The organism is Pseudogemmobacter hezensis, from assembly GCF_013155295.1.
GTDB classification, from domain to species: domain Bacteria; phylum Pseudomonadota; class Alphaproteobacteria; order Rhodobacterales; family Rhodobacteraceae; genus Pseudogemmobacter; species Pseudogemmobacter hezensis.
On the sequence record NZ_JABJXT010000009.1, the window covers coordinates 118,298 to 137,529 of the forward strand.

15 protein-coding genes are annotated in these 19,232 nt (G+C 63.9%); 11 read left to right on the top strand and 4 right to left on the bottom strand.

Annotation, left to right across the window (positions count from 1 at the left end; all coding sequences use genetic code 11):
* Positions 1-22 precede the first annotated feature (22 nt).
* Positions 23-946: an arginase gene (gene rocF, locus HOY34_RS11895; RefSeq protein ID WP_172363101.1), complete on the bottom strand. Its 924-nt coding sequence runs from the start codon at positions 944-946 to the stop codon at positions 23-25.
* Positions 947-1,131: 185 nt separating this feature from the next.
* Between rocF and HOY34_RS11900 the strand changes: the two genes are divergently transcribed.
* The 3 genes from HOY34_RS11900 (at position 1,132) to ndk (ending at position 4,310) form a co-directional block, all read left to right on the top strand.
* Complete coding sequence (locus HOY34_RS11900) at positions 1,132-3,270, top strand: heme lyase CcmF/NrfE family subunit (protein WP_172363103.1); 2,139 nt, start codon at positions 1,132-1,134, stop codon at positions 3,268-3,270.
* Positions 3,267-3,737, top strand: a complete 471-nt coding sequence (locus HOY34_RS11905) for a cytochrome c-type biogenesis protein (RefSeq protein WP_172363105.1) — start codon at positions 3,267-3,269, stop codon at positions 3,735-3,737. Before HOY34_RS11900 ends, HOY34_RS11905 begins: the two co-directional genes overlap by 4 nt.
* A 150-nt stretch (positions 3,738-3,887) precedes the next feature.
* Positions 3,888-4,310: a nucleoside-diphosphate kinase gene (gene ndk / locus HOY34_RS11910; protein WP_172363107.1), complete on the top strand. Its 423-nt coding sequence runs from the start codon at positions 3,888-3,890 to the stop codon at positions 4,308-4,310.
* A gap of 88 nt (positions 4,311-4,398) precedes the next feature.
* On the opposite strand, the gene cueR is transcribed toward ndk, so the two are convergent.
* Together cueR and HOY34_RS11920 are read right to left on the bottom strand one after the other, a co-directional pair.
* On the bottom strand, positions 4,399-4,806 hold the full coding sequence (gene cueR, locus HOY34_RS11915) for a Cu(I)-responsive transcriptional regulator (RefSeq protein WP_172363109.1): 408 nt from the start codon (positions 4,804-4,806) through the stop codon (positions 4,399-4,401).
* Positions 4,803-7,301: a heavy metal translocating P-type ATPase gene (locus HOY34_RS11920; protein ID WP_172363111.1), complete on the bottom strand. Its 2,499-nt coding sequence runs from the start codon at positions 7,299-7,301 to the stop codon at positions 4,803-4,805. Before HOY34_RS11920 ends, cueR begins: the two co-directional genes overlap by 4 nt.
* Positions 7,302-7,503: 202 nt before the next feature.
* Here HOY34_RS11920 and HOY34_RS11925 point away from each other — a divergent pair, with 202 nt between their 5' ends.
* The 3 genes from HOY34_RS11925 (at position 7,504) to HOY34_RS11930 (ending at position 8,882) form a co-directional block, all read left to right on the top strand.
* Entirely contained in the window at positions 7,504-7,695 is a 192-nt protein-coding gene (locus tag HOY34_RS11925; RefSeq protein WP_172363113.1) for a heavy-metal-associated domain-containing protein, read from the top strand.
* Between the two features lie 266 nt (positions 7,696-7,961).
* On the top strand, positions 7,962-8,096 hold the full coding sequence (locus HOY34_RS22325; RefSeq protein WP_301538899.1) for a hypothetical protein: 135 nt from the start codon (positions 7,962-7,964) through the stop codon (positions 8,094-8,096).
* 444 nt (positions 8,097-8,540) lie between these two features.
* Positions 8,541-8,882, top strand: a complete 342-nt coding sequence (locus HOY34_RS11930; RefSeq protein WP_172363115.1) for a TfoX/Sxy family protein — start codon at positions 8,541-8,543, stop codon at positions 8,880-8,882.
* A 50-nt stretch (positions 8,883-8,932) separates the two neighbouring features.
* On the opposite strand, the gene HOY34_RS11935 is transcribed toward HOY34_RS11930, so the two are convergent.
* On the bottom strand, positions 8,933-9,391 hold the full coding sequence (locus HOY34_RS11935) for an RrF2 family transcriptional regulator (RefSeq protein ID WP_172363117.1): 459 nt from the start codon (positions 9,389-9,391) through the stop codon (positions 8,933-8,935).
* Positions 9,392-9,609: 218 nt separating this feature from the next.
* Between HOY34_RS11935 and HOY34_RS11940 the strand changes: the two genes are divergently transcribed.
* The 5 genes from HOY34_RS11940 (at position 9,610) to glgX (ending at position 19,213) form a co-directional block, all read left to right on the top strand.
* On the top strand, positions 9,610-12,033 hold the full coding sequence (locus HOY34_RS11940; RefSeq protein WP_366926952.1) for a glycogen/starch/alpha-glucan phosphorylase: 2,424 nt from the start codon (positions 9,610-9,612) through the stop codon (positions 12,031-12,033).
* Positions 12,034-12,093: 60 nt separating this feature from the next.
* Positions 12,094-14,307 carry a 1,4-alpha-glucan branching protein GlgB gene (gene glgB / locus HOY34_RS11945; protein WP_172363121.1) on the top strand — a complete coding sequence of 738 codons (2,214 nt, stop codon included), beginning with the start codon at positions 12,094-12,096 and terminating at the stop codon, positions 14,305-14,307.
* Between the two features lie 54 nt (positions 14,308-14,361).
* Positions 14,362-15,630 carry a glucose-1-phosphate adenylyltransferase gene (gene glgC, locus HOY34_RS11950; RefSeq protein ID WP_172363123.1) on the top strand — a complete coding sequence of 423 codons (1,269 nt, stop codon included), beginning with the start codon at positions 14,362-14,364 and terminating at the stop codon, positions 15,628-15,630.
* A gap of 65 nt (positions 15,631-15,695) precedes the next feature.
* On the top strand, positions 15,696-17,159 hold the full coding sequence (gene glgA / locus HOY34_RS11955; RefSeq protein WP_172363125.1) for a glycogen synthase GlgA: 1,464 nt from the start codon (positions 15,696-15,698) through the stop codon (positions 17,157-17,159).
* Complete coding sequence (glgX, locus tag HOY34_RS11960; RefSeq protein WP_366926953.1) at positions 17,156-19,213, top strand: glycogen debranching protein GlgX; 2,058 nt, start codon at positions 17,156-17,158, stop codon at positions 19,211-19,213. The genes glgA and glgX overlap by 4 nt, the downstream gene beginning before the upstream one ends.
* Positions 19,214-19,232 lie beyond the last annotated feature (19 nt).

A 19,232-nucleotide genomic window follows, 5' to 3' on the forward strand; every position in this document is an offset into this window, starting at 1 on the left:
CCCGCGTTTACCTGTTCGGTGCTTATTTGGCCCTGGTGGGGCGGTCGAACACCTTCTTGCCCATCAGCGAGCCGACCAGATCCACCATCAGCCGCGTCGTCATGCCGCGATCATCGAGATAGGGGTTCAGCTCGACCAGATCGAGCGAGGTCACCAGCCCGCTTTCATGGAGCAGCTCCATCACCAGATGCGCCTCGCGGAAGGTGGTGCCGCCCGGCACGGTGGTGCCGACGGCGGGTGCGATAGAGGGGTCAAGGAAATCGACATCCAGGCTGACATGCAGCATGCCATCTGCCGCGCTTACCCGTTCCAGGAAGTCGCGCAGGGGGGCGACGATGCCGCGCTCGTCGATCACCCGCATATCGTTGATCTGGATGTCGCGCTCCTGCATCGCGGCCTGCTCGGCCGGATCGACGGATCGGATGCCGAACATGCAGATCCGCTCGGCGGGCACCGGGCGGGGGAAGGGCGGGAAGCCCTCAAAGCCCTCGCGCCCGTTGATATAGGCAAGGGGGGTGCCGTGCAGATTGCCGCTGGTGGTGGTCAGGGGCGTGTGGAAATCGGAATGCGCGTCCAGCCACAAAAGGAACAGCGGCCGCCCGGCCTCTTCGGCCCAGGCCGCAGCCCCCGCAACCGTGCCAAGCGCCAGCGAGTGATCGCCGCCCATGATGATCGGAAAGCCGCCATCTTGCAGCGCCTGATGCACCGCCGCCTTCAGCACCTGGGTCCAGGCGACGGTCTCGCGCATCTGGTCGACGGCGGGATTGGCGCAGGTAACCTCGGGCAGGGGGCCGTGATGCAGATCGCCGCGATCCTCGACCTGATGCGCCTCAGAGGCGATTTCACGGGCCAGCCCCGCCACGCGGTAGGCGGCGGGCCCCATCAGACAGCCGGGGCGGCGCTGGCCCGAATCAACCGGGGCTCCGATCAGAATGGTGCGGGTCATAGGGTCACCTTCGGCAAACTGGTTTCACTTTCGCCCCAGCTTAGCCGTGCCGGATCGGGCAATCCAGCCCACTACGGCCCACTCGCAGCCCGCGCCGCGACCGATAGGCGCATAACCGATTTGCCGCAGCCCATTGGAGCCGGGCGCAGCCCCGGTTACACTGGCCGCGATATGGGGAGAGCCAGATGTTGATCGAGCTGGGGCATTTTGCCCTTATCCTTGCGCTGATGGTGGCGCTGGTGCAGACGATTTTGCCGCTTTGGGGCGCCTGGCGCGGGCGGCCTGTGCTGATGGCCGTGGCCGAGCCCGCGGCAGTGGTGCAATTCGCGCTGATTGCCTTTGCCTTTGGCGTGCTGACCTGGGCCTTTGTGACCTCGGATTTCTCGGTGGCGCTGGTGGTCAGCAATTCGCATACGCTGAAGCCGATGCTTTATAAAATCTCGGGCACCTGGGGCAATCATGAGGGATCGCTGCTCTTGTGGACGCTGATTCTGGCGCTGTTCGGGGCCTCGGCTGCCTGGTTCGGCGGGGCGCTGCCCGCGCGTCTGCGGGCGCGGGTGATTGCGGTGCAGGGCTCTGTCGGCGTGGCGTTTCTGGCCTTTATGCTTTTCACCTCAAACCCGTTTTTGCGTATGGAGATGCCGCCGATGGACGGGCGCGATCTCAATCCGCTGTTGCAGGACCCCGGTCTCGCCTTCCACCCGCCGTTTCTTTACCTGGGCTATGTCGGGCTTTCGATGTCCTTCAGCTTTGCGATTGCGGCGCTGATCGGCGGGCGGGTCGACGCCGCCTGGGCGCGGTGGGTGCGGCCCTGGACGCTGGCGGCCTGGGTGTTTTTGACCATCGGCATCGCGCTTGGCTCCTGGTGGGCCTATTATGAGCTGGGCTGGGGCGGCTTCTGGTTCTGGGATCCGGTGGAAAACGCCAGCTTCATGCCCTGGCTTCTAGCGGCGGCGCTGCTGCATTCGGCCATCGTGGTTGAAAAACGCGAAAGCCTGAAAAGCTGGACGATCCTGCTGGCGATCCTGGCCTTTGGCTTCTCGCTGATCGGGACGTTCATCGTGCGCTCTGGCGTCATCACCAGCGTGCATAGTTTCGCCTCGGACCCCGAGCGCGGCATCTTCATCCTGATGATCCTGGGCTTTTTCACCGGCGGCGGGCTGACGCTTTTTGCGGCTCGGGCGGGGGCGATGCAGGCCAGGGGCGTATTCGGGCTGGTCTCGCGTGAATCTGCGCTGGTGGCCAATAATATCCTGCTGGCGGTGGGGGCTTTCGTCGTCTTCATCGGCACCATGTGGCCGCTTTTTGCCGAACTGCTGCTGGGCCGCGTCATGTCGGTGGGCGAGCCGTTTTTCAACGCGGCCTTCACGCCGTTCTTCGTGGCGCTGGCGCTGATCCTGCCGCTGGGTGCGATGCTGGCCTGGAAGCGCGGGGATCCCGGGCGGGTGCTGGGGCTGCTGGCGCCTGCGGCACTGGCGGCGCTGGCGGTCGGGCTTTTGTCGGTGGCGATCACCCAGGGGCAGGGCATGATTGCGCTGCTGGTTCTGGTGGGCGCAGGGCTGGGGCTGGCGCTTCTTTGGGCGCGGGTGCCGCAGCTGATCCGGCGGCGCGTGCCGCTGATCGTGCTGGGGATGGCGGTTCTGGCGCTGATCTGGGCGGTGCAGACCGGGCGCTCGGCGCTTGGGCCGATTGGGGTGATGCTGGGGGCCTGGGTCGTGTTCGGGTCGTTGGCCGATCTGTGGTCACGTTCCGGGCGCGAGGGAACGCCTTTGGCTGGTCGGCTGGGCCGTCTGCGCCATCTGCCGCGGGCCGAATGGGGCAAGGCGATTGCCCATGCCGGGATGGGCGTGGTGGTGTTTTCGGTCTCGGCGATGCTGGCCTGGAAGGTCGAGGTGATCGCCGTGGTCGCGCCGGGCGACAGTTTCGCACTTGGGCCTTACAGCGTGCAGCTGGCCGATGTGCGGGCCGAGCGTGGGCCGAATTACATCTCGACCATGGCCGAGATGGTGGTGCGGCGCGGCGGTGCCCAGGTGGTGACGCTTTACCCCGAGAAACGCTCTTACCCGGTCCAGGGCATGCCCACGACCGAGGCCGGCATTGATTACGGCTGGCTGCGCGACATCTACCTGGTGATCGGCGACCCGCAGGAAAACGGTGGCTGGGCGGTGCGCGCCTATATCGAGCCCTTTGCCAACTGGCTTTGGGCGGGCTGCGCGCTGATGGCGCTTGGCGGTCTGTTCAGCCTCAGCGATCGGCGCTACCGGGTCGCCCCGGCAGGCGCGAAATCGGCACGCCCGCGTGGAAAAGAGGTGCCAGCCGAATGATCCGTTCCTGTTTCCTTGCGATGGCGCTGTTGCTGACGCCGCTGGCGGCAACCGAGGCACTGGCGGTGCAGCCCGATGAGATCCTCGCCGATCCCGGCCTTGAGGCCCGCGCCCGCATGATCAGCCGTGAGATCCGCTGTCCGGTCTGCCAGGGCGAGAATATCGACGATTCCAATGCGCCGATCAGCCGCGATCTGCGCCTGATCATCCGCGAGCGGCTGGTGGCGGGCGACAGCAATGACGAGGTGATCGACTTCGTGATCGCCCGCTATGGCGAGTTCGTGCTGTTCAACCCCCGGCTCAGCGGCTGGGACTGGGTGCTCTGGCTCTCGGGCCCGGCGGCGCTGGTGCTGGCGCTTGGCGGCAGCTGGTTCGTGTTGCGTCGCCGTGCATTGGCGGGGCCGGGGCCGGTCAGCCGCCTGACAGATGAGGAAGAAGCACGGCTGCGCGAATTGCTGAAAGACTGAGGCCAGAGCAGCAGAGAATAAAGCTGCAGAAAATCCGGGCGTCACACAAGAGCGGCATTTTTCGCGCCCACTTTTCTTTGTCACATTCCCATGCTAGCAGCGCGGCCACACACGGGCCGGATCTGCGGCCCCCAGATATTGGAGAGCCCCATGGCCCTTGAGCGCACTTTCTCGATCATCAAGCCCGATGCCACCAAGCGCAACCTGACCGGCAAGATCGTTGCAAAATTCGAAGAAGCAGGCCTGCGCGTTGTCGCATCCAAGCGCGTGCAGCTGACCGCAGCCCAGGCTGGCGAATTCTATGCCGAGCACAAAGAGCGCCCCTTCTATGGCGAGCTGGTCTCGTTCATGATTTCCGAGCCGGTGGTTCTGCAGGTTCTGGAAGGCGAAGGCGCGATTGCGAAAAACCGCGAAGTGATGGGCGCAACCGATCCGGCAGCGGCCGATGAGGGCACCATCCGCAAAGAGTTCGCGCTCTCGAAAGGCGAAAATTCGGTCCACGGCTCGGACAGCCCGGAATCGGCTGCTCGTGAGATCGCATTCTTCTTCTCCGGCCTCGAGCTGGTCGGCTGATCAGGGGAAACCGAAATCTTTGAAGATTTCGGGCAAATTCCTTTGAAGGAATTTGGGCGCACCACCGTTTCGGGGTGCGCCCTTTTCTTTATGCGCAGCAGTCTTTCTGATCGGTTCCTGCCAGCCCGCTTAAGATCGGGCAGTCGGGGCGGTGATCGCCGGCGCAGGCATGGACCAGGTCCGAGAGGGTCTTTTGCATATCCTCCAGCTCGCGGATTTTTGCCGCGATCTGGTCAAGATGGCGCTCTGCCAGCGCTTTGACATCGGCGCTGGCCCGGGTCTCGTCCTCATATAGGGCCAGCAGCGCCCGGCATTCCTCGATCGTGAAGCCAAGCGACCTGGCGCGCCCCAGAAAGGCCAGCTTGTGCAGGTCGCTTTCCCGAAAGGCCCGGTAGCCATTTGCCGCCCGCAAAGGCCGGATCAGACCGATCTCTTCATAATAGCGGATGGTTTTTGCCGGAAGGCCCGAGCGGGCGGCGACATCCTTGATGTTCATTTCACATCCTTCACAAAGCGCAGCCGCAGCGCGTTTGACAGCACAAAGACCGAGGACAGCGCCATCGCCCCCGCCGCCAGCATCGGCGACAGCTGTGGTCCGCCAAAGGGCACCAGGGCCCCCGCCGCAACCGGGATCAGCGCCGTGTTATAGCCAAAGGCCCAGACCAGGTTTTCGCGGATATTGCGCATGACCGCGCGGCTGATCCTGACCGCCGAAGCCACCGCCAGCGGATCCGAGCGCATCAGCACCACATCACCCGCCTCTATGGCCACATCGGTGCCCGATCCCATCGAGATCCCGACCGCCGCCGCCGCCAGCGCAGGCGCATCATTGATGCCATCGCCGACAAAAGCGCCGCCGATCTGCGCGATGATCTGTTGCTTGCCCGCAGGCAGAACCCCGGCATGCACCTCTTCGATCCCGATCCGCGCCGCCACATGGCGGGCAGCGGCCTCGGTATCGCCCGAGATCATCGCCGGGGTGATCCCCATCTCTTTCAGAACCGAAATCGCACGCGGCGTATTCGGTTTCAGCTGGTCTGCAACCCGGATCAGCCCGATCACCTCGGCGTCTTTCGCCACGAAAACAAGGCTTTCTCCTTGCTCTGCGGCCTTCGCGGCGCTGGCCTCAAGTGCTGGCGGAACATGGTCGAACATCCGCGCTGCGCCAAGGCCGATGCGCCGCCCCCCCACATTGGCCTCGATCCCATAGCCGGGGCGGGTGACGAAGTCGGTGGCCTGATCTGCGACCTGATCTGCGACCTGATCTGTGGCCTGATCTGTTGCCTCGGATGTTGTGGCGGCAGCCGTCAGGATTGCAGCGGCCAGGGGGTGATCGCTGCCGCGCTCGACCGCGGCGGCCAGCGCCAGCACCTCTGCGGGCCCCTCAACCGAGACCACCTGCGGGCGGCCCTCGGTCAGGGTGCCGGTCTTGTCAAAAGAGATATGGCGCTGGTCGGACAGGCGCTGCAGCGCCTCGCCGCGGCGGAACAACACGCCCATCTGCGCCGCCCGGCCGGTGCCCACCAGGATCGAGACCGGCGTCGCCAGCCCCATCGCGCAGGGGCAGGCGATGATCAGCACCGAGACACCCGCGACCAGCGCCCGCGCCACATCGCCCGTAAAAGCCAGCCAAAGCCCAACCGTCACCACGGCCACCGCCAGAACGGCGGGCACGAACCACATCGTCACGCGGTCGATCAGCGCCTCGACCGGCAGTTTCGAGCCCTGGGCCTCTTCCACCATCGCGGTGATGCGCGCCAGAACGGTATCGGCGCCGACCGCGCCCACCGTCACCACCAGCGCGCCATTGCCGTTGATCGTGCCGCCCGTCACCGGATCCCCCGCCGCTTTCGCAACCGGCAGCGGCTCGCCCGTCAGCATGCTTTCATCGACCGCCGAGGTGCCCGAGATCACCTGGCCGTCAACCGGAACCCGCTCGCCCGCGCGAAGCGCAACCCGCATGCCGGGCAGAAGATCCGCGACCGGAACCTCGCGGCCATCCTCCAGCCTTGCGGTTTTGGGCTGCAGCCCGATCAGGCTGGCAATCGCCGCGCCCGCCCGGCCACGCGCCCGCGCCTCCATCGCGCGACCGGCAAGGATCAGCGCGACGATCACCGCCGCCGCCTCAAAATAGACCGCCCGCGCATTGGCCGGGAACAGCCCCGGCGCAAAGAGCACCAGCACCGAGTAAGACCAGGCCGCAAAAGTCCCGAGCGCCACCAGGCTGTTCATATCCGGGGCACCGCGCAGCAAGGCCGGCACGCCCTTCTGGAAGAACCGCCGCCCCGGCAGCGCGAGAGTAAGACTTGCCAGCACGAATTGCATGATCCAAAGCGGCTGCTGGCCGATCGTGCCCAAAAGCCAGTGGTGGAAGGCCGGGATCAGATGGCCACCCATTTCAGTGATGAAAACCGGCAGCGTCAGCGCGGCTGCCAGCGCTGTATCGCGCCACAGCTGGCGCTCATCATGGGCCGGGTCATAGGGGGAGGCGGTGTCCAGCGGCACCGCCTTATAGCCTGCTTTCGTCACCGCCTGGGCCAGCAGGGCCGGATCGCGCGGCGCTGACAGCTGCACTCGCGCGCGGCGGGTGGCAAGATTGACCTCAGCCGAGATCACGCCGGGCTGGGCTTTCAGCACCCGCTCGACCCGGCCTGTGCAGGAGGCGCAGGTCATCCCTTCGACCGACAGCTCGACTGTGGTTTCCTTCACCGGATAGCCGATCTTCGCCAGCGCTTCGCTGATCTGCGTCTGATCGGCAGGGGCGCGATAGCGCAGTCGCGCCTCGCCGGTGCCGAAATTGGCCTGGGCCTCTTCGACGCCGGGGATGCGCAAAAGCGCCTTTTCCACCCGCGCCGTGCAGGAGGCGCAGCTCATCCCCTGCAGCTGCAGGCGGGCGCTGATCGGATCGGCCGCATCTGGCGCGGCGGCCTTTGCGGGTGCAACGGAGGGTGCGACGGGGGGCTGGGCGGGGGTCTGGGATGCTGAGGTCATGATGATTTCCCTTTCGGGGATAACATATGATGCTTCCAGTCACCGGAAGGTCAAGGCCTGTTCTGCAGATGATCGGCCCCCCGGATGCAGCAGAAATGCCGTGGCGGCTGCGCGTATTTGTGGGGGCAAAATTTTTACGGGCCGGGGTCTTGACCTTCCCGTAGCTGGAATCCGCATATCGGCAGCAGAAAAGGAGAACACCATGAGCACGCTTTCCGTTCCTGAAATGACCTGCGGCCACTGCAAAGCCTCTGTCGAGGCGGCGCTGAAGCCGATTTCGACTGAGGTCGAGGTGGATCTGGCTGCAAAACGCGTCCGTATCGAGGGGGCCACGCCCGAGGCTGCAATCGCTGCGCTGGATGAGGTTGGTTTCACCGCCACCAGGCTGGACTGATCTGACAGACAAGCCGTTCTGACAGACAAGCCGTTGCTGTGCCGCAGGATGGCGGCACAGCTGCTTTGGGCCGGGCAAACCGGGCGCATGCCAAAGCTCTGGCTGGTATAAATCGCCTTAAATTCATAAGAAAAAGGCGTTCTTCTGTGGCCAATCTCGCACATGTGAACATTCTCATCGGATTGGTGCTGAAACAGGCACTTGTGTAACCGCTTGGCAAAGCGCAGATGAGGCGAAAGGTAACAGTTCCCCGTGGAGCAGTAAAAATGGCGACGAAGCAGCAATCACAGCAGGGTGGAAGCCAATCCCCCGCACCGCAGCAACAGCAGCAGCAAAGCGGCGCAGTGCCGCCGCAGCAGCAGGGCAGCAAAACCATCTTCACCGACTGGGCCTCAATCTGAGGTCCGGGCCGCGTTCCGGTCTATCCCCGGGGCGTGTGTGATATTGGGACGCGCGAGATATTGGGCCGGTTTCCCGGCGCTATGGCGGCCCTGAGGGTCCGTTGTGGTTTGTTTGGGAATGGCGGCTTGCCGCGCATAGCAGGGCCGGATCGGCCATGAACAGCCAGGGGGCAGCCGCAGGGTTGGCCCCTTTTTTCTGTCAGGGCTGGACGGTTCTGGCCTGATGGTGCTGTGCCGAGCAGGGCTTTTTTTCACGCATTTCTGGCACGGCTTGCGGATATGGCTTGCGGGCAGGGGGGCTTGGCTGCCCTTCCAGGTTTCGGCCATATTTCGGGGCTTTGCCTGTCAAACCGCGTGGCGATACTTAGGCCGCCTGCCATGCCCTGGCCGCCTGCCATGTCATGGCCGCTTGCGATGCCCGGGCCGCGCTGAAAGAATGCTGCTATGAGCGATCCGGTGTCTTCCATTCCCAATCTTGGCCCCGCCAGCGAGGCGGCCTTTGCCCGTGCGGGCGTCAACAGCGCGGATCAGCTGCGTGCGCTTGGGGCGGATGCGGGCTATGCGCGGCTGCTGGCCTCGGGGGCCCGCCCGCATTTCATCAGCTATTACGTCCTGGTGATGGGGCTGCAGGGGCGGCCCTGGAACGACTGCAAGGGCGAAGAAAAAAAGCAGCTGCGGCACCGCTTTGACGCTATTTGCGCGACGGCGGCTGGCTCGGATGACGGACGTGATCGTGCCCTTGATCAGGCGCTGCGCCAGATCGGGGTCATCGCCAAAAGCGGCTGAGGGCCCGGCGTTCCCCCCGGGCCTGCCCGCACTTTGGCCGCGCGGCCTGTCTAGGCGACCCGCAGCTTTTCCAGCAGCGGATGATTGCCATTGACCAGCTCGGCCAGCGAGGCTGCGTCAAGACGCGAATAAAAGGCATCCAGCGCCTCATTCAGCACGCAGGTCAGGCGGCAGCTGCCTGCCAGCGGGCAGTTGCTCTCTCTCGGGCTCTCACTGGTGTTCTCGTTGGGGCCGATGCAGTCGCTGAAGGCCAGAACACGCTCGAACTTGCGAAAGACCTCGCCGACGCTGATATCTGCCGGGGCGCGGGCCAGGGTCAGCCCGCCTGATCTGCCGCGAATGGTTTTCAGAAACCCCTGCTGGGCCAGTAGATAGATCACCTGTGCGAGATGATTCTCAGAGGCGTTGCAGGCCCTGGCGATTTCAGCCCGCCGCACGATGCGATCCGGATTTGCTGCACAGAACATCAATGTTTTCATGGCAAGGCTGGTTCGCATGGTCAAATGCATGGGCCGGATCTCCGAATGTTTTTATCAATAGGTTAATTCCCCTGATTTTCGGGGCCAAAAGACCCTCGCGCCATGACATAGATCAGATATGCCTTTTTCTCAGGCAGTCAGAACCTGCCTGGCAGTGGGGAAAGTGACCGATATGCAGATGCAGCATTGCGCATTGGCGGGCAGCTGTTCAAATGGTGCAGACAGCACAGCGAGACAGGTATTCCCAGGTGACCGACTCCAGCCCCTCCCTCACTACTGGCTTTCCCGTAAGCGAACTTCTTCCCGCAGATCTTGCCACCGACATCCTGCGCCATTTGACCTTTACGCTGGGTAAAGATGCGCCGAATGCCAGCCTCTATGACTGGCGGATGGCGCTGTCTTATGCGGTGCGCGACAGGATTGTGGGGCCCTGGTTCGCCTCGACCCGCAAGACCTGGGCGCAAGGCCACAAGCGGGTCTGCTATCTGTCGATGGAGTTTCTGATCGGCCGTCTGCTGGAAGATGCGATGGTCAATCTGGGTCTTTACGACAAGGCCGATGAGGCAATGCGGGCGGTCGGCATGGATCTGCGCCAGCTTATCGGCAATGAGCCGGACGCAGCACTTGGAAATGGCGGGCTTGGCCGGCTGGCGGCGTGCTTCATGGAGAGCATGGCGACGGTGGGCTGCCCGGCCTATGGCTACGGCATCCGCTATGAGCATGGCCTCTTCCGCCAGCTGTTTGAGGGCGGCCGCCAGGTCGAGACGCCGGAAGACTGGCTGAGCCAGGCCCACCCATGGGAGTTTCCGCGCCCCGAAAGCGCCTATCTGATCGGTTTCAAGGGCGAGGTCACCACCAAAGACGGCCGCCAGATCTGGACCCCGGGCGAGACGGTTCTGGCCGAGGCGCATGATACGCCGGTGATCGGCTGGCAGGGAAAATGGGCCAATACGCTGCGCCTTTGGGCAGCGAAACCGACCACGCAATTCGATCTGGAGCGTTTCAACCGCGGTGACTACGCGGCGGCGGCAGAGCCGGAGGCGCTTGCGCGGACGCTGAGCCGCGTGCTTTACCCCGACGACACCACCTATCAGGGCAAAGAGCTGCGGCTGAAGCAGGAGTTCCTGCTGACCTCGGCGGCGCTGCAGGACATCATTCGCCGTTTCCTCAGCGCAAACAGCAACCTGCGCGATCTTCCCAAACATGTCGCCATTCAGATGAACGACACCCATCCGGCGATTGCTGGGCCGGAACTGATCCGTCTGCTGACCGATGAACATGGCATGGGCTTTGCCGATGCGCTGGAAACGGCCCAGGGCTGTCTGGGCTACACGAACCACACGCTGCTGCCCGAGGCACTGGAACGCTGGGCGACCTTTACCTTCGGCAATGTGCTGCCGCGCCATATGCAGATCGTCGAGCGGATCGACACCTGGCACCGCGAGACCTACAATCCGCCGCATTATATCGGCATCGTCAAGCACCATGAGGTGCGGATGGGTGAGCTGGCCTTCATCACCTCGCATAAGGTGAATGGCGTGTCGGCGCTACATTCGGAACTGGTGAAGAAGAACCTCTTCCCCGAGCTGAACGCCCTGCATCCGGGCCGGATCATCAATGAAACCAATGGTGTAACGCCGCGCCGCTGGCTGAAGATGTGCAACCGTCCGCTTGCGGGCCTGATCACCGAGACCATCGGCGAGGGCTGGGAGGACGATCTCGACCGGCTGAAAGGGCTGGAGCCGCATGTCGGGGACGCGGGCTTCCGCCAGGCCTTCCATGAGGCCAAGCGCAAGAACAAGATCCGCGTCGCCAATAAGATCGGCGAGGCCTATGGCATCAGGGTTTCCCCCGATGCGATGTTCGATGTGCAGGTCAAGCGCATCCATGAATATAAGCGCCAGCTGCTGAACATTCTGGAAACCATCGCCCATTGGCACAAGCTGCGCGAGGGCGTGATCAAAGACCCGGTGCCGCGCGTCAAGATCTTCGGCGGCAAGGCCGCGCCTGGCTATGCTGTGGCGAAAGAGATCATCCGGCTTATCAATGACGCCGCGCAAATCATTAATAATGATCCGAAAACCGGCGATCTTCTGAAAGTGGTTTACCCGCCGAATTACAATGTCTCGATGGCGGAATGGCTGGTTCCGGCGGCGGATCTGTCCGAGCAGATCTCGACCGCGGGCAAAGAGGCCTCGGGCACCGGCAATATGAAATTCATGATGAACGGCGCGCCAACCATCGGCACGCTCGACGGCGCGAATGTCGAGATATTGCAAGAGGTTGGCGCTGAGAACTTCTTCCTTTTCGGTCTGACCGCCGAAGAGGTGATCCAGCGCCGCAAAGAACCCGAGCATGAACGCCGCGCCATTGAGGCCAGCCAGGAGTTGCAGGACGCGCTGCAGATGGTGGCCGAGGGGCGCTTTTCACCGGGGCAGACGGACCGCTATCACGGCATCGTCCATGGCGTCTGGAACCATGACTATTTCCTCGTCTCGTCCGATTTCGCCGCCTATCACGCGGCCCAGGCGCAGGTGGACGCGGCCTTCGCCGACCGCGACCGCTGGACCCGCATGGCGGCGCTGAACACGGCGCGCAGCGGATTTTTCTCGTCTGACCGGACAATTCGTGGCTACATGAATGATGTATGGGATGTGAAATCGGCATTGTAAGCCGGGGCGGCCCTTTGCAACGCTGCAGGGGGCTGTGAAAGAACCAGGGAAAGGCCCGCTATGGGTGCAGGATGGCCGCGAGACGAAGATGCCCGCGCGATTGCCGCAGGTCGGCATGCCGATCCGTTTTCCATTCTGGGCCTGCATCAGCATCAGGGCGGCTGGACGCTGGCCGCCTTTGTCCCCGACGCGGAGCGGCTGATCGTTGAAACGCCGGATGGCGAATTTTCTGCCCGTGCCTGGCCCGGCGTTTCCGGTTTCTTTACCTGTGACCTGCCAGGATGGTCTGGCTATCTCTTGCGGGCCGAGGGGGCAGGCTGGTCCTGGTCTTTCAAAGATCCCTATTCCTTTGGCCCGGTGCTGGGCGAGCTGGACGAATATCTGCTGGGTCAGGGGCAGCATCAAAGGCTGTGGCAGGCGCTTGGCGGGCATCTGATCACGCATGAGGGCGTGGACGGCGCGCATTTCGCGGTCTGGGCCCCGAATGCCGAACGGGTCTCGGTCGTGGGGGGCTTCAACACCTGGGACGGTCGCCGCCATGTGATGCGCAAACGCGGTGCCACCGGGATATGGGAGATTTTCATCCCCGCGCTGGCTGAGGGGGAAAGCTATAAATATGAGATCCGCGCCGCAGACGGTGTGATCCTGCCGCTGAAGGCTGATCCGGTCGGTTTTGATTCGGAACATCCGCCGCGCAATGCCAGCGTGTTGCGTCGGCTGCCGGAAGAGCACCGGGAGGAGAGCCGGGAAGGAAATCGAGGCGCAGATACTGAGGGCGACTGGCTGACGCATCGCGGCCTGCGCAATTCGGTTGATGCGCCGATCTCGATCTATGAGGTTCACAGCGGCTCGTGGCGGCGCGGGCCGGGCGGGCGGTTTCTGTCCTGGGCAGAGCTGGGCGAGCAGCTGCTCGGCTATGTCGAATGGATGGGCTACACCCATATCGAACTGCTGCCGATCTCGGAGTTTCCCTTTGACGGATCATGGGGTTACCAGCCGATTGGCCTTTTTGCGCCCACCGTGCGCCATGGCACCCCGGATGAATTCCGCGCCTTTATCGCCCTTGCGCATCAGCGCGGCATCGGGGTGATTCTGGACTGGGTGCCGGGCCATTTCCCGACCGATCCGCATGGCCTTGGCCGTTTTGACGGCACCGCGCTTTATGAACACCAGGATCCGAAGGAAGGTTTTCACCAGGACTGGAACACGCTGATCTACAATTATGGCCGGGCCGAGGTCTCGAACTATCTGATCTCAAACGCGCTTTACTGGCTGGAGGTCTACGGTGCCGATGGGCTGCGCGTCGATGCGGTGGCCTCGATGCTGTACCGCGACTACTCGCGTGAGGTGGGGCAGTGGGTGCCGAACAGGGATGGCGGGCGTGAGAATTATGAGGCCATCGCCATGCTGCAGGCGATGAACAGCGCCGTTTACGGCCATTGCCCCTGGGCGCTGACGGCGGCCGAGGAATCGACCAGTTTCCCCGGCGTGTCGCGGCCGGTGGATCGGGGCGGTCTGGGCTTCGGCTTCAAGTGGAACATGGGCTGGATGAATGACAGCCTTGATTACATGCGGCTGGACCCGGTTTACCGCCGCTTTCACCACAATAAGATGACCTTTGCCTCAAGCTATGCCTATAGCGAGAATTTCATCCTGCCGATCAGCCATGATGAGGTGGTGCATGGCAAGGGCTCGATGATCGGCAAGATGCCGGGCGAGGGGGCGCAGGCTTTTGCCAATCTGCGGGCGTTTTACGGCTTTATGTGGGGGCATCCGGGCAAGAAGCTCTTGTTCATGGGCCAGGATTTCGCCCAGGGCCGCGAATGGAGCCATGATCGCGGCCTCGACTGGGATCTGGAAGGTGTGGCGGCGCATCAGGGCGTTCAGGCCTGGGTCCGTGATCTGAACCACCTCTACCGCGCCACGCCCGCGCTGCATCTGCATGACAGCCGTCCCGAAGGGTTTTCATGGATCCTGGCCGATGAGGCAGAGGCCTCGGTCTTTGCCTGGGCACGCTTTGGCAAGGCGGATGATGCGCCGGTGGTGGTGGCCGTGAACATGACCCCGGTCGAGCGTCAGATCCGCCTTGGCCTGCCCGCAAAGGGGCGCTGGCGCGAGGCGCTGAACAGTGACAGCCAGCGCTATGGCGGCGGCAATCTGGGCAATCTGGGCGTGGTGCTGGCCGGGAATGAGGGGGCGCATGGCATGCCTGCCTCTGGGATGGTGGTGCTGCCACCGCTTAGCGCGGTTTTTCTGGTGCATGAGAAAGAGTGAGCCTTCCGCACCGCGCGGAAGGGGGTCTGTAAAAGTCACCCTGGGGAGGGGATCATGAAGGCAAGAGTGAACAAGAGACTGTCTGCCCAGGCCATGGCTTTCGTGCTGGCGGGGGGGCGGGGATCCAGGCTGAAAGAGCTGACCGACAGGCGGGCGAAACCGGCGGTTTATTTCGGCGGCAAGCAGCGGATCATCGACTTTGCGCTTTCCAACGCGCTGAACTCGGGCATCCGCAAGATGGCGATTGCCACCCAATACAAGGCCCACAGCCTGATCCGCCATGTCCAGCGCGGCTGGAGCTTTTTTCGCGCCGAGCGCAACGAATACCTCGACGTGCTGCCCGCCAGCCAGCGCATGGATGAGGTGAACTGGTATCGCGGCACCGCCGATGCGGTGGCGCAGAATATCGACATCATCGACAGCTATAATGTCCAATATGTAGTGATCCTGGCCGGGGATCACATCTACAAGATGGATTATGAGGTCATGCTGCAACAGCATGTCGATACCGGGGCGGATGTGACCATCGGCTGCCTGACGGTGCCGCGTGAAGAGGCCTCGGCCTTTGGGGTCATGGCGGTCGACAGCCAGATGCGGATCACCGATTTTCTGGAAAAGCCCGATGCGCCGCCCGGGATCCCGGGGGATGAGGCGAATGCGCTGGCCTCAATGGGGATCTATGTTTTCGACTGGGCTTTCCTGCGCGATCTCTTGTTGCGCGATGTTGTCGACAGCAATTCCAGCCATGATTTCGGCAATGACCTGATCCCGGCGATTGTGAAGGGCGGCAAGGCGATGGCGCATCGCTTCGCCGACAGCTGCGTGACCACGGGGATCGAGGATGAGCCCTATTGGCGCGACGTCGGCACCCTGGATGCCTATTGGCAGGCCAATATCGACCTGACCGAATTCGTGCCGAAGCTGGATCTTTACGACCGCGACTGGCCGATCTGGACCTATGCCGAGATCGTTCCGCCCGCGAAATTCATCCATGATGAGGACGGGCGGCGGGGCCAGGCGATTTCCTCGCTGGTCTCGGGCGATTGCATCGTCTCGGGGTCAGAGGTGCGCAATTCGCTTTTGTTCACGGGGTGTCGGGCGCATAGCTGGTCGGTGCTGGAACATGTGGTGGCGCTGCCGCGGGTCGATATTGGTCGCAGGGCCGAGCTGCGGAATTGTGTGATTGATTCCGGGGTGATGATCCCCGAGGGGCTGGTCGTCGGCCATGACCCTGATGAGGACGCGCGCTGGTTTCGCCGCAGCGAGGGCGGCGTGGTGCTGGTCACCCAGGCCATGCTGGACCGCCGCGCCAGCATGATCTGAACGGATGACCGGCGGGCAGAAGTCTGCGGTATCAGACGGGTTGAAACAGAGGAAAAGAGGTCAGCATGGGCGGTCGGGTTTTGTCAGTGGCCTCAGAGGCGGTGCCTTTGGTCAAGACCGGCGGGCTGGCCGATGTGGTGGGGGCCTTGCCCGCAGCTCTGGCCGCCGAGGGCTGGGAGATGCGGGTTCTCTTACCCGCCTATCGCAGTCTCCGCCCTTTGCTTGCCAAAGGCGGCGGCTTTGCCGAGGTAATGCGTGAGGATGATCTCTGGGGTGGTCCGGGCCGGGTCTATGCGGGCGAAAGCGGCGGGCTGTCGCTGTATCTGCTGGATGCGCCGCATCTTTTTGACCGCGACGGCGGGCCTTACAATGGTTCGGGCGGCGATTTTGGTGACAATGCCCAGCGTTTCGCGGCGCTTTCCTGGATCGGGGCGCGGATCGGGCGCGAGGGCGTGGCAGAGCCTGGCGCCCGTGCAGGCGCGGCGCTTTGGAAGCCTGACGTGTTGCACGCGCATGACTGGCAGGCGGGCTTTGCCCCGGCCTATCTGGCGCTGCATGGCGCGGGCGGTTGTGCCTCGGTGATGACGGTGCATAACATCGCCTTCCAGGGCCATGCGCCTGCGGCGCTGCTGGGCGATCTGCGGCTGCCTGCCTCTGCCTTCCATGCCGATGCGCTGGAGTATTACGGCGGGCTTTCATCGCTGAAGGCCGGGCTGGTCTTCGCTGACCGGATCATCACCGTCTCGCCCAATTACGCGGCCGAGCTGATGCGCCCTGCCTATGGCCTGGGCCTTGAGGGCGTGATTGCGGCCCGCGCGGGCGTCGTTTCCGGCATCCTGAACGGCATCGACACCGCCCTCTGGTCGCCCGAGGCCGAGGCGCAAAATCCCTATTCGGCGCGGGCCATGGCGGGTAAGGCAAAGGCGCGGGCGGCGCTTGAGGCTGAGTTCGGCCTCTCGGTGCCCGGGCCGCTGGCAGTGCTGGTCTCGCGGCTGACCGATCAGAAAGGGGTCGATCTGTTGCCCGCCGCGCTGCCTGATTTCATCGCCGCCGGGGGCGGGCTGGCGGTGCTTGGCTCTGGCGATCCCTGGGCCGAGGCGCAGATGCAGGCTTTGGCCGCGCAGTTTCCGGGCCGCGTGGCGGTCAGGATCGGCTATGATGAGGGGCTGAGCCACCGCATGTTCCAGGGCGGCGATGCGGTGCTTGTGCCCTCACGGTTTGAGCCATGCGGGCTGACCCAGATGTACGGGCTGCGCTATGGCACGCTGCCCTTGGTGGCGGCGGTGGGGGGGCTGGCGGATACGGTGATCCATGCCTCGCCTGCCGCACTTTCGGCCGGGGTGGCGACCGGGATCACCTTCTGGCCGACCGATGCGCTGGCCCTCTCGCAGGCGCTGCGCCAGCTGATCCGGCTTTACGCCGACCGCCCCACCTGGGCAAAGATGCGCCGCGCCGCCATGGCCCAGGACAACAGCTGGACCGAATCCGCCCGCGCCTATGCCGCGCTTTATCAGGGGCTTCGCGCGTGAGCGTGATCTTACCCGGCAGACCCTGGCCTATGGGCGCAAACCTTGTGCCCGGCGGGGTGAATTTCGCGGTCTTTTCCGCGAATGCCACCATGATCGAGCTGTGCCTTTTCTCGCCCGACGGGCAGCGCGAAGAGGCGCGGCTGCCTTTTTCTGAACGCAGCGGCGATATCTGGCATATGCAGGTGGCGGGTCTGGCAGAGGGCACGCTTTACGGCCTGCGCGCCCACGGCCCCTGGGCGCCCGAGGCCGGGCATCGCTTCAACCCCCATAAGCTGCTGATCGACCCCTGGGCGCGGGCGCTGCATGGCAGCTTTAGCTGGGATGACGCGGTTTTCGGCTATATCGCGGGCGATCCGGCCGCTGATCTCAGCTTTGATACCCGCGACAGTGCCGCCTTTATCCCGAAATCGGTGGTCACCGCGCCGCCCGCCGCAACCCCTTATCAGCCGCTGTATTCCCTGGCCGAGAGCGTGATCTGCGAGGCGCATCTGCGCGGCGCGACCATGCTGCACCCCGGCATCCCCGAGGATCAGCGCGGCACCTGCGCGGGTTTTGCCTCTGACCACATCATCGGCCATCTGAAGCGCTGCGGCGTGACCGCGGTTGAGTTTCTGCCCGTCCAGGCCACGCTGGATGAACGTTTTCTGGCCACCCGGGGCCTGCGCAATTACTGGGGCTACAACACGCTGAACTGGTTCACGCCCGAGCCGCGCTATACCGGCCCTGGTGGCATCGCGGCCTTTCGCGTCATGGTTCAACACCTGCATGCGGCGGGAATCGAGGTGATCCTGGACGTGGTCTTCAACCACTCGGCCGAAAGCGACGAGCATGGTCCGCATCTCTCGCTGCGCGGGCTGGACAATGCCAGCTATTATCGGCTGGTCGGCGGGCGCCATTACGCCAATGACGCGGGCACCGGAAATACGCTGGATCTGACCCATCCGATGGTGCTGCGCCTGGTGATGGATGCGCTGCGCTATTGGGTCGAGGTGGGGCTGGTCGATGGTTTCCGCTTTGATCTGGCCACCGTGCTTGCGCGTGAGGCGGATGGTTTTGACCCCGGCGCGGGCTTTCTGGATGCGCTGCGCCAGGACCCCGTGCTGGCGCGGGTGAAACTGATTGCCGAGCCCTGGGATATCGGCCCGGGCGGCTATCAGCTGGGCGCTTTCCCGGCGGTTTTCAGTGAGTGGAACGACCGTTACCGCGATGGCCTGCGGCGCTTTTGGCTGGGCGATCCCGGCCAGACCGCCGACCTGGCCGAGCGGCTTCTGGGCTCGGCCGGGCTGTTTGACCATGCGGGGAAACCTGCGACGGCCTCGGTGAATTTCCTGACCAGCCATGACGGCTTTACCCTGCAAGACCTTGTCAGCTATCGGGAAAAGCACAATGAGGCCAATGGCGAGGGCAATCGTGATGGCCATAATGACAACCATTCCGACAATTTCGGTATCGAGGGGCCCAGTGACGACCCGCAAATTCTGGCGGCCAGGGCACTGCGCAAACGCAACCTGCTGGCGACGCTGTTTTTGTCGCAAGGGGTGCCGATGTGGCTGATGGGCGATGAGATCGGTCGCAGCCAGGGCGGCAACAACAATGCCTATGCCCAGGACAACCCGATCACCTGGACCGACTGGGGCCAGGCCGATACGGGCCTTAGCACCTTTGTGGCGCGGCTGGCGGCGCTGAGGCGGGCGCATCCGGTGCTGCGCCAGCATCGGTTCCTGCATGGCAAGACCCGCGCAGACGGCATCCGCGAGGTGATCTGGCGCCGCGCCGATGGGCAAGAGCCCAGCTCGCAGGACTGGCAGGATCCCGGCTTTCGCTGCCTGGGGCTTGAGCTGCGCATGGCAGCTGAGGGCGGATCGCCCGACAGCGATCCCGTCTATATGATTTTCAACCGTGGCCCCGCGCAGCCGCTGGTGATGCCGCCTTTACGCCAGGGCTGGCAGCTGGTCCTTGACACCACCCGCCCGGAACTGACAGCTGGCACCATACCGGAGATGGTTCCGGCGGATTCGGTTCTGGTAATGATTCCAGCTGCTTCCGGGGAGTGATTGGTCAGGCCGCGACACA

What these genes read in the sequence shown, in the direction of transcription:
- rocF (WP_172363101.1), bottom strand. Translation starts at nt 946, where the DNA reads ATGACCCGCACCATTCTGATCGGAGCCCCGGTTGATTCGGGCCAGCGC.
- HOY34_RS11900 (WP_172363103.1), top strand. Translation starts at nt 1,132, where the DNA reads ATGTTGATCGAGCTGGGGCATTTTGCCCTTATCCTTGCGCTGATGGTG.
- HOY34_RS11905 (WP_172363105.1), top strand. Translation starts at nt 3,267, where the DNA reads ATGATCCGTTCCTGTTTCCTTGCGATGGCGCTGTTGCTGACGCCGCTG.
- ndk (WP_172363107.1), top strand. Translation starts at nt 3,888, where the DNA reads ATGGCCCTTGAGCGCACTTTCTCGATCATCAAGCCCGATGCCACCAAG.
- cueR (WP_172363109.1), bottom strand. Translation starts at nt 4,806, where the DNA reads ATGAACATCAAGGATGTCGCCGCCCGCTCGGGCCTTCCGGCAAAAACC.
- HOY34_RS11920 (WP_172363111.1), bottom strand. Translation starts at nt 7,301, where the DNA reads ATGACCTCAGCATCCCAGACCCCCGCCCAGCCCCCCGTCGCACCCTCC.
- HOY34_RS11925 (WP_172363113.1), top strand. Translation starts at nt 7,504, where the DNA reads ATGAGCACGCTTTCCGTTCCTGAAATGACCTGCGGCCACTGCAAAGCC.
- HOY34_RS22325 (WP_301538899.1), top strand. Translation starts at nt 7,962, where the DNA reads ATGGCGACGAAGCAGCAATCACAGCAGGGTGGAAGCCAATCCCCCGCA.
- HOY34_RS11930 (WP_172363115.1), top strand. Translation starts at nt 8,541, where the DNA reads ATGAGCGATCCGGTGTCTTCCATTCCCAATCTTGGCCCCGCCAGCGAG.
- HOY34_RS11935 (WP_172363117.1), bottom strand. Translation starts at nt 9,391, where the DNA reads ATGCATTTGACCATGCGAACCAGCCTTGCCATGAAAACATTGATGTTC.
- glgB (WP_172363121.1), top strand. Translation starts at nt 12,094, where the DNA reads ATGGGTGCAGGATGGCCGCGAGACGAAGATGCCCGCGCGATTGCCGCA.
- glgC (WP_172363123.1), top strand. Translation starts at nt 14,362, where the DNA reads ATGAAGGCAAGAGTGAACAAGAGACTGTCTGCCCAGGCCATGGCTTTC.
- glgA (WP_172363125.1), top strand. Translation starts at nt 15,696, where the DNA reads ATGGGCGGTCGGGTTTTGTCAGTGGCCTCAGAGGCGGTGCCTTTGGTC.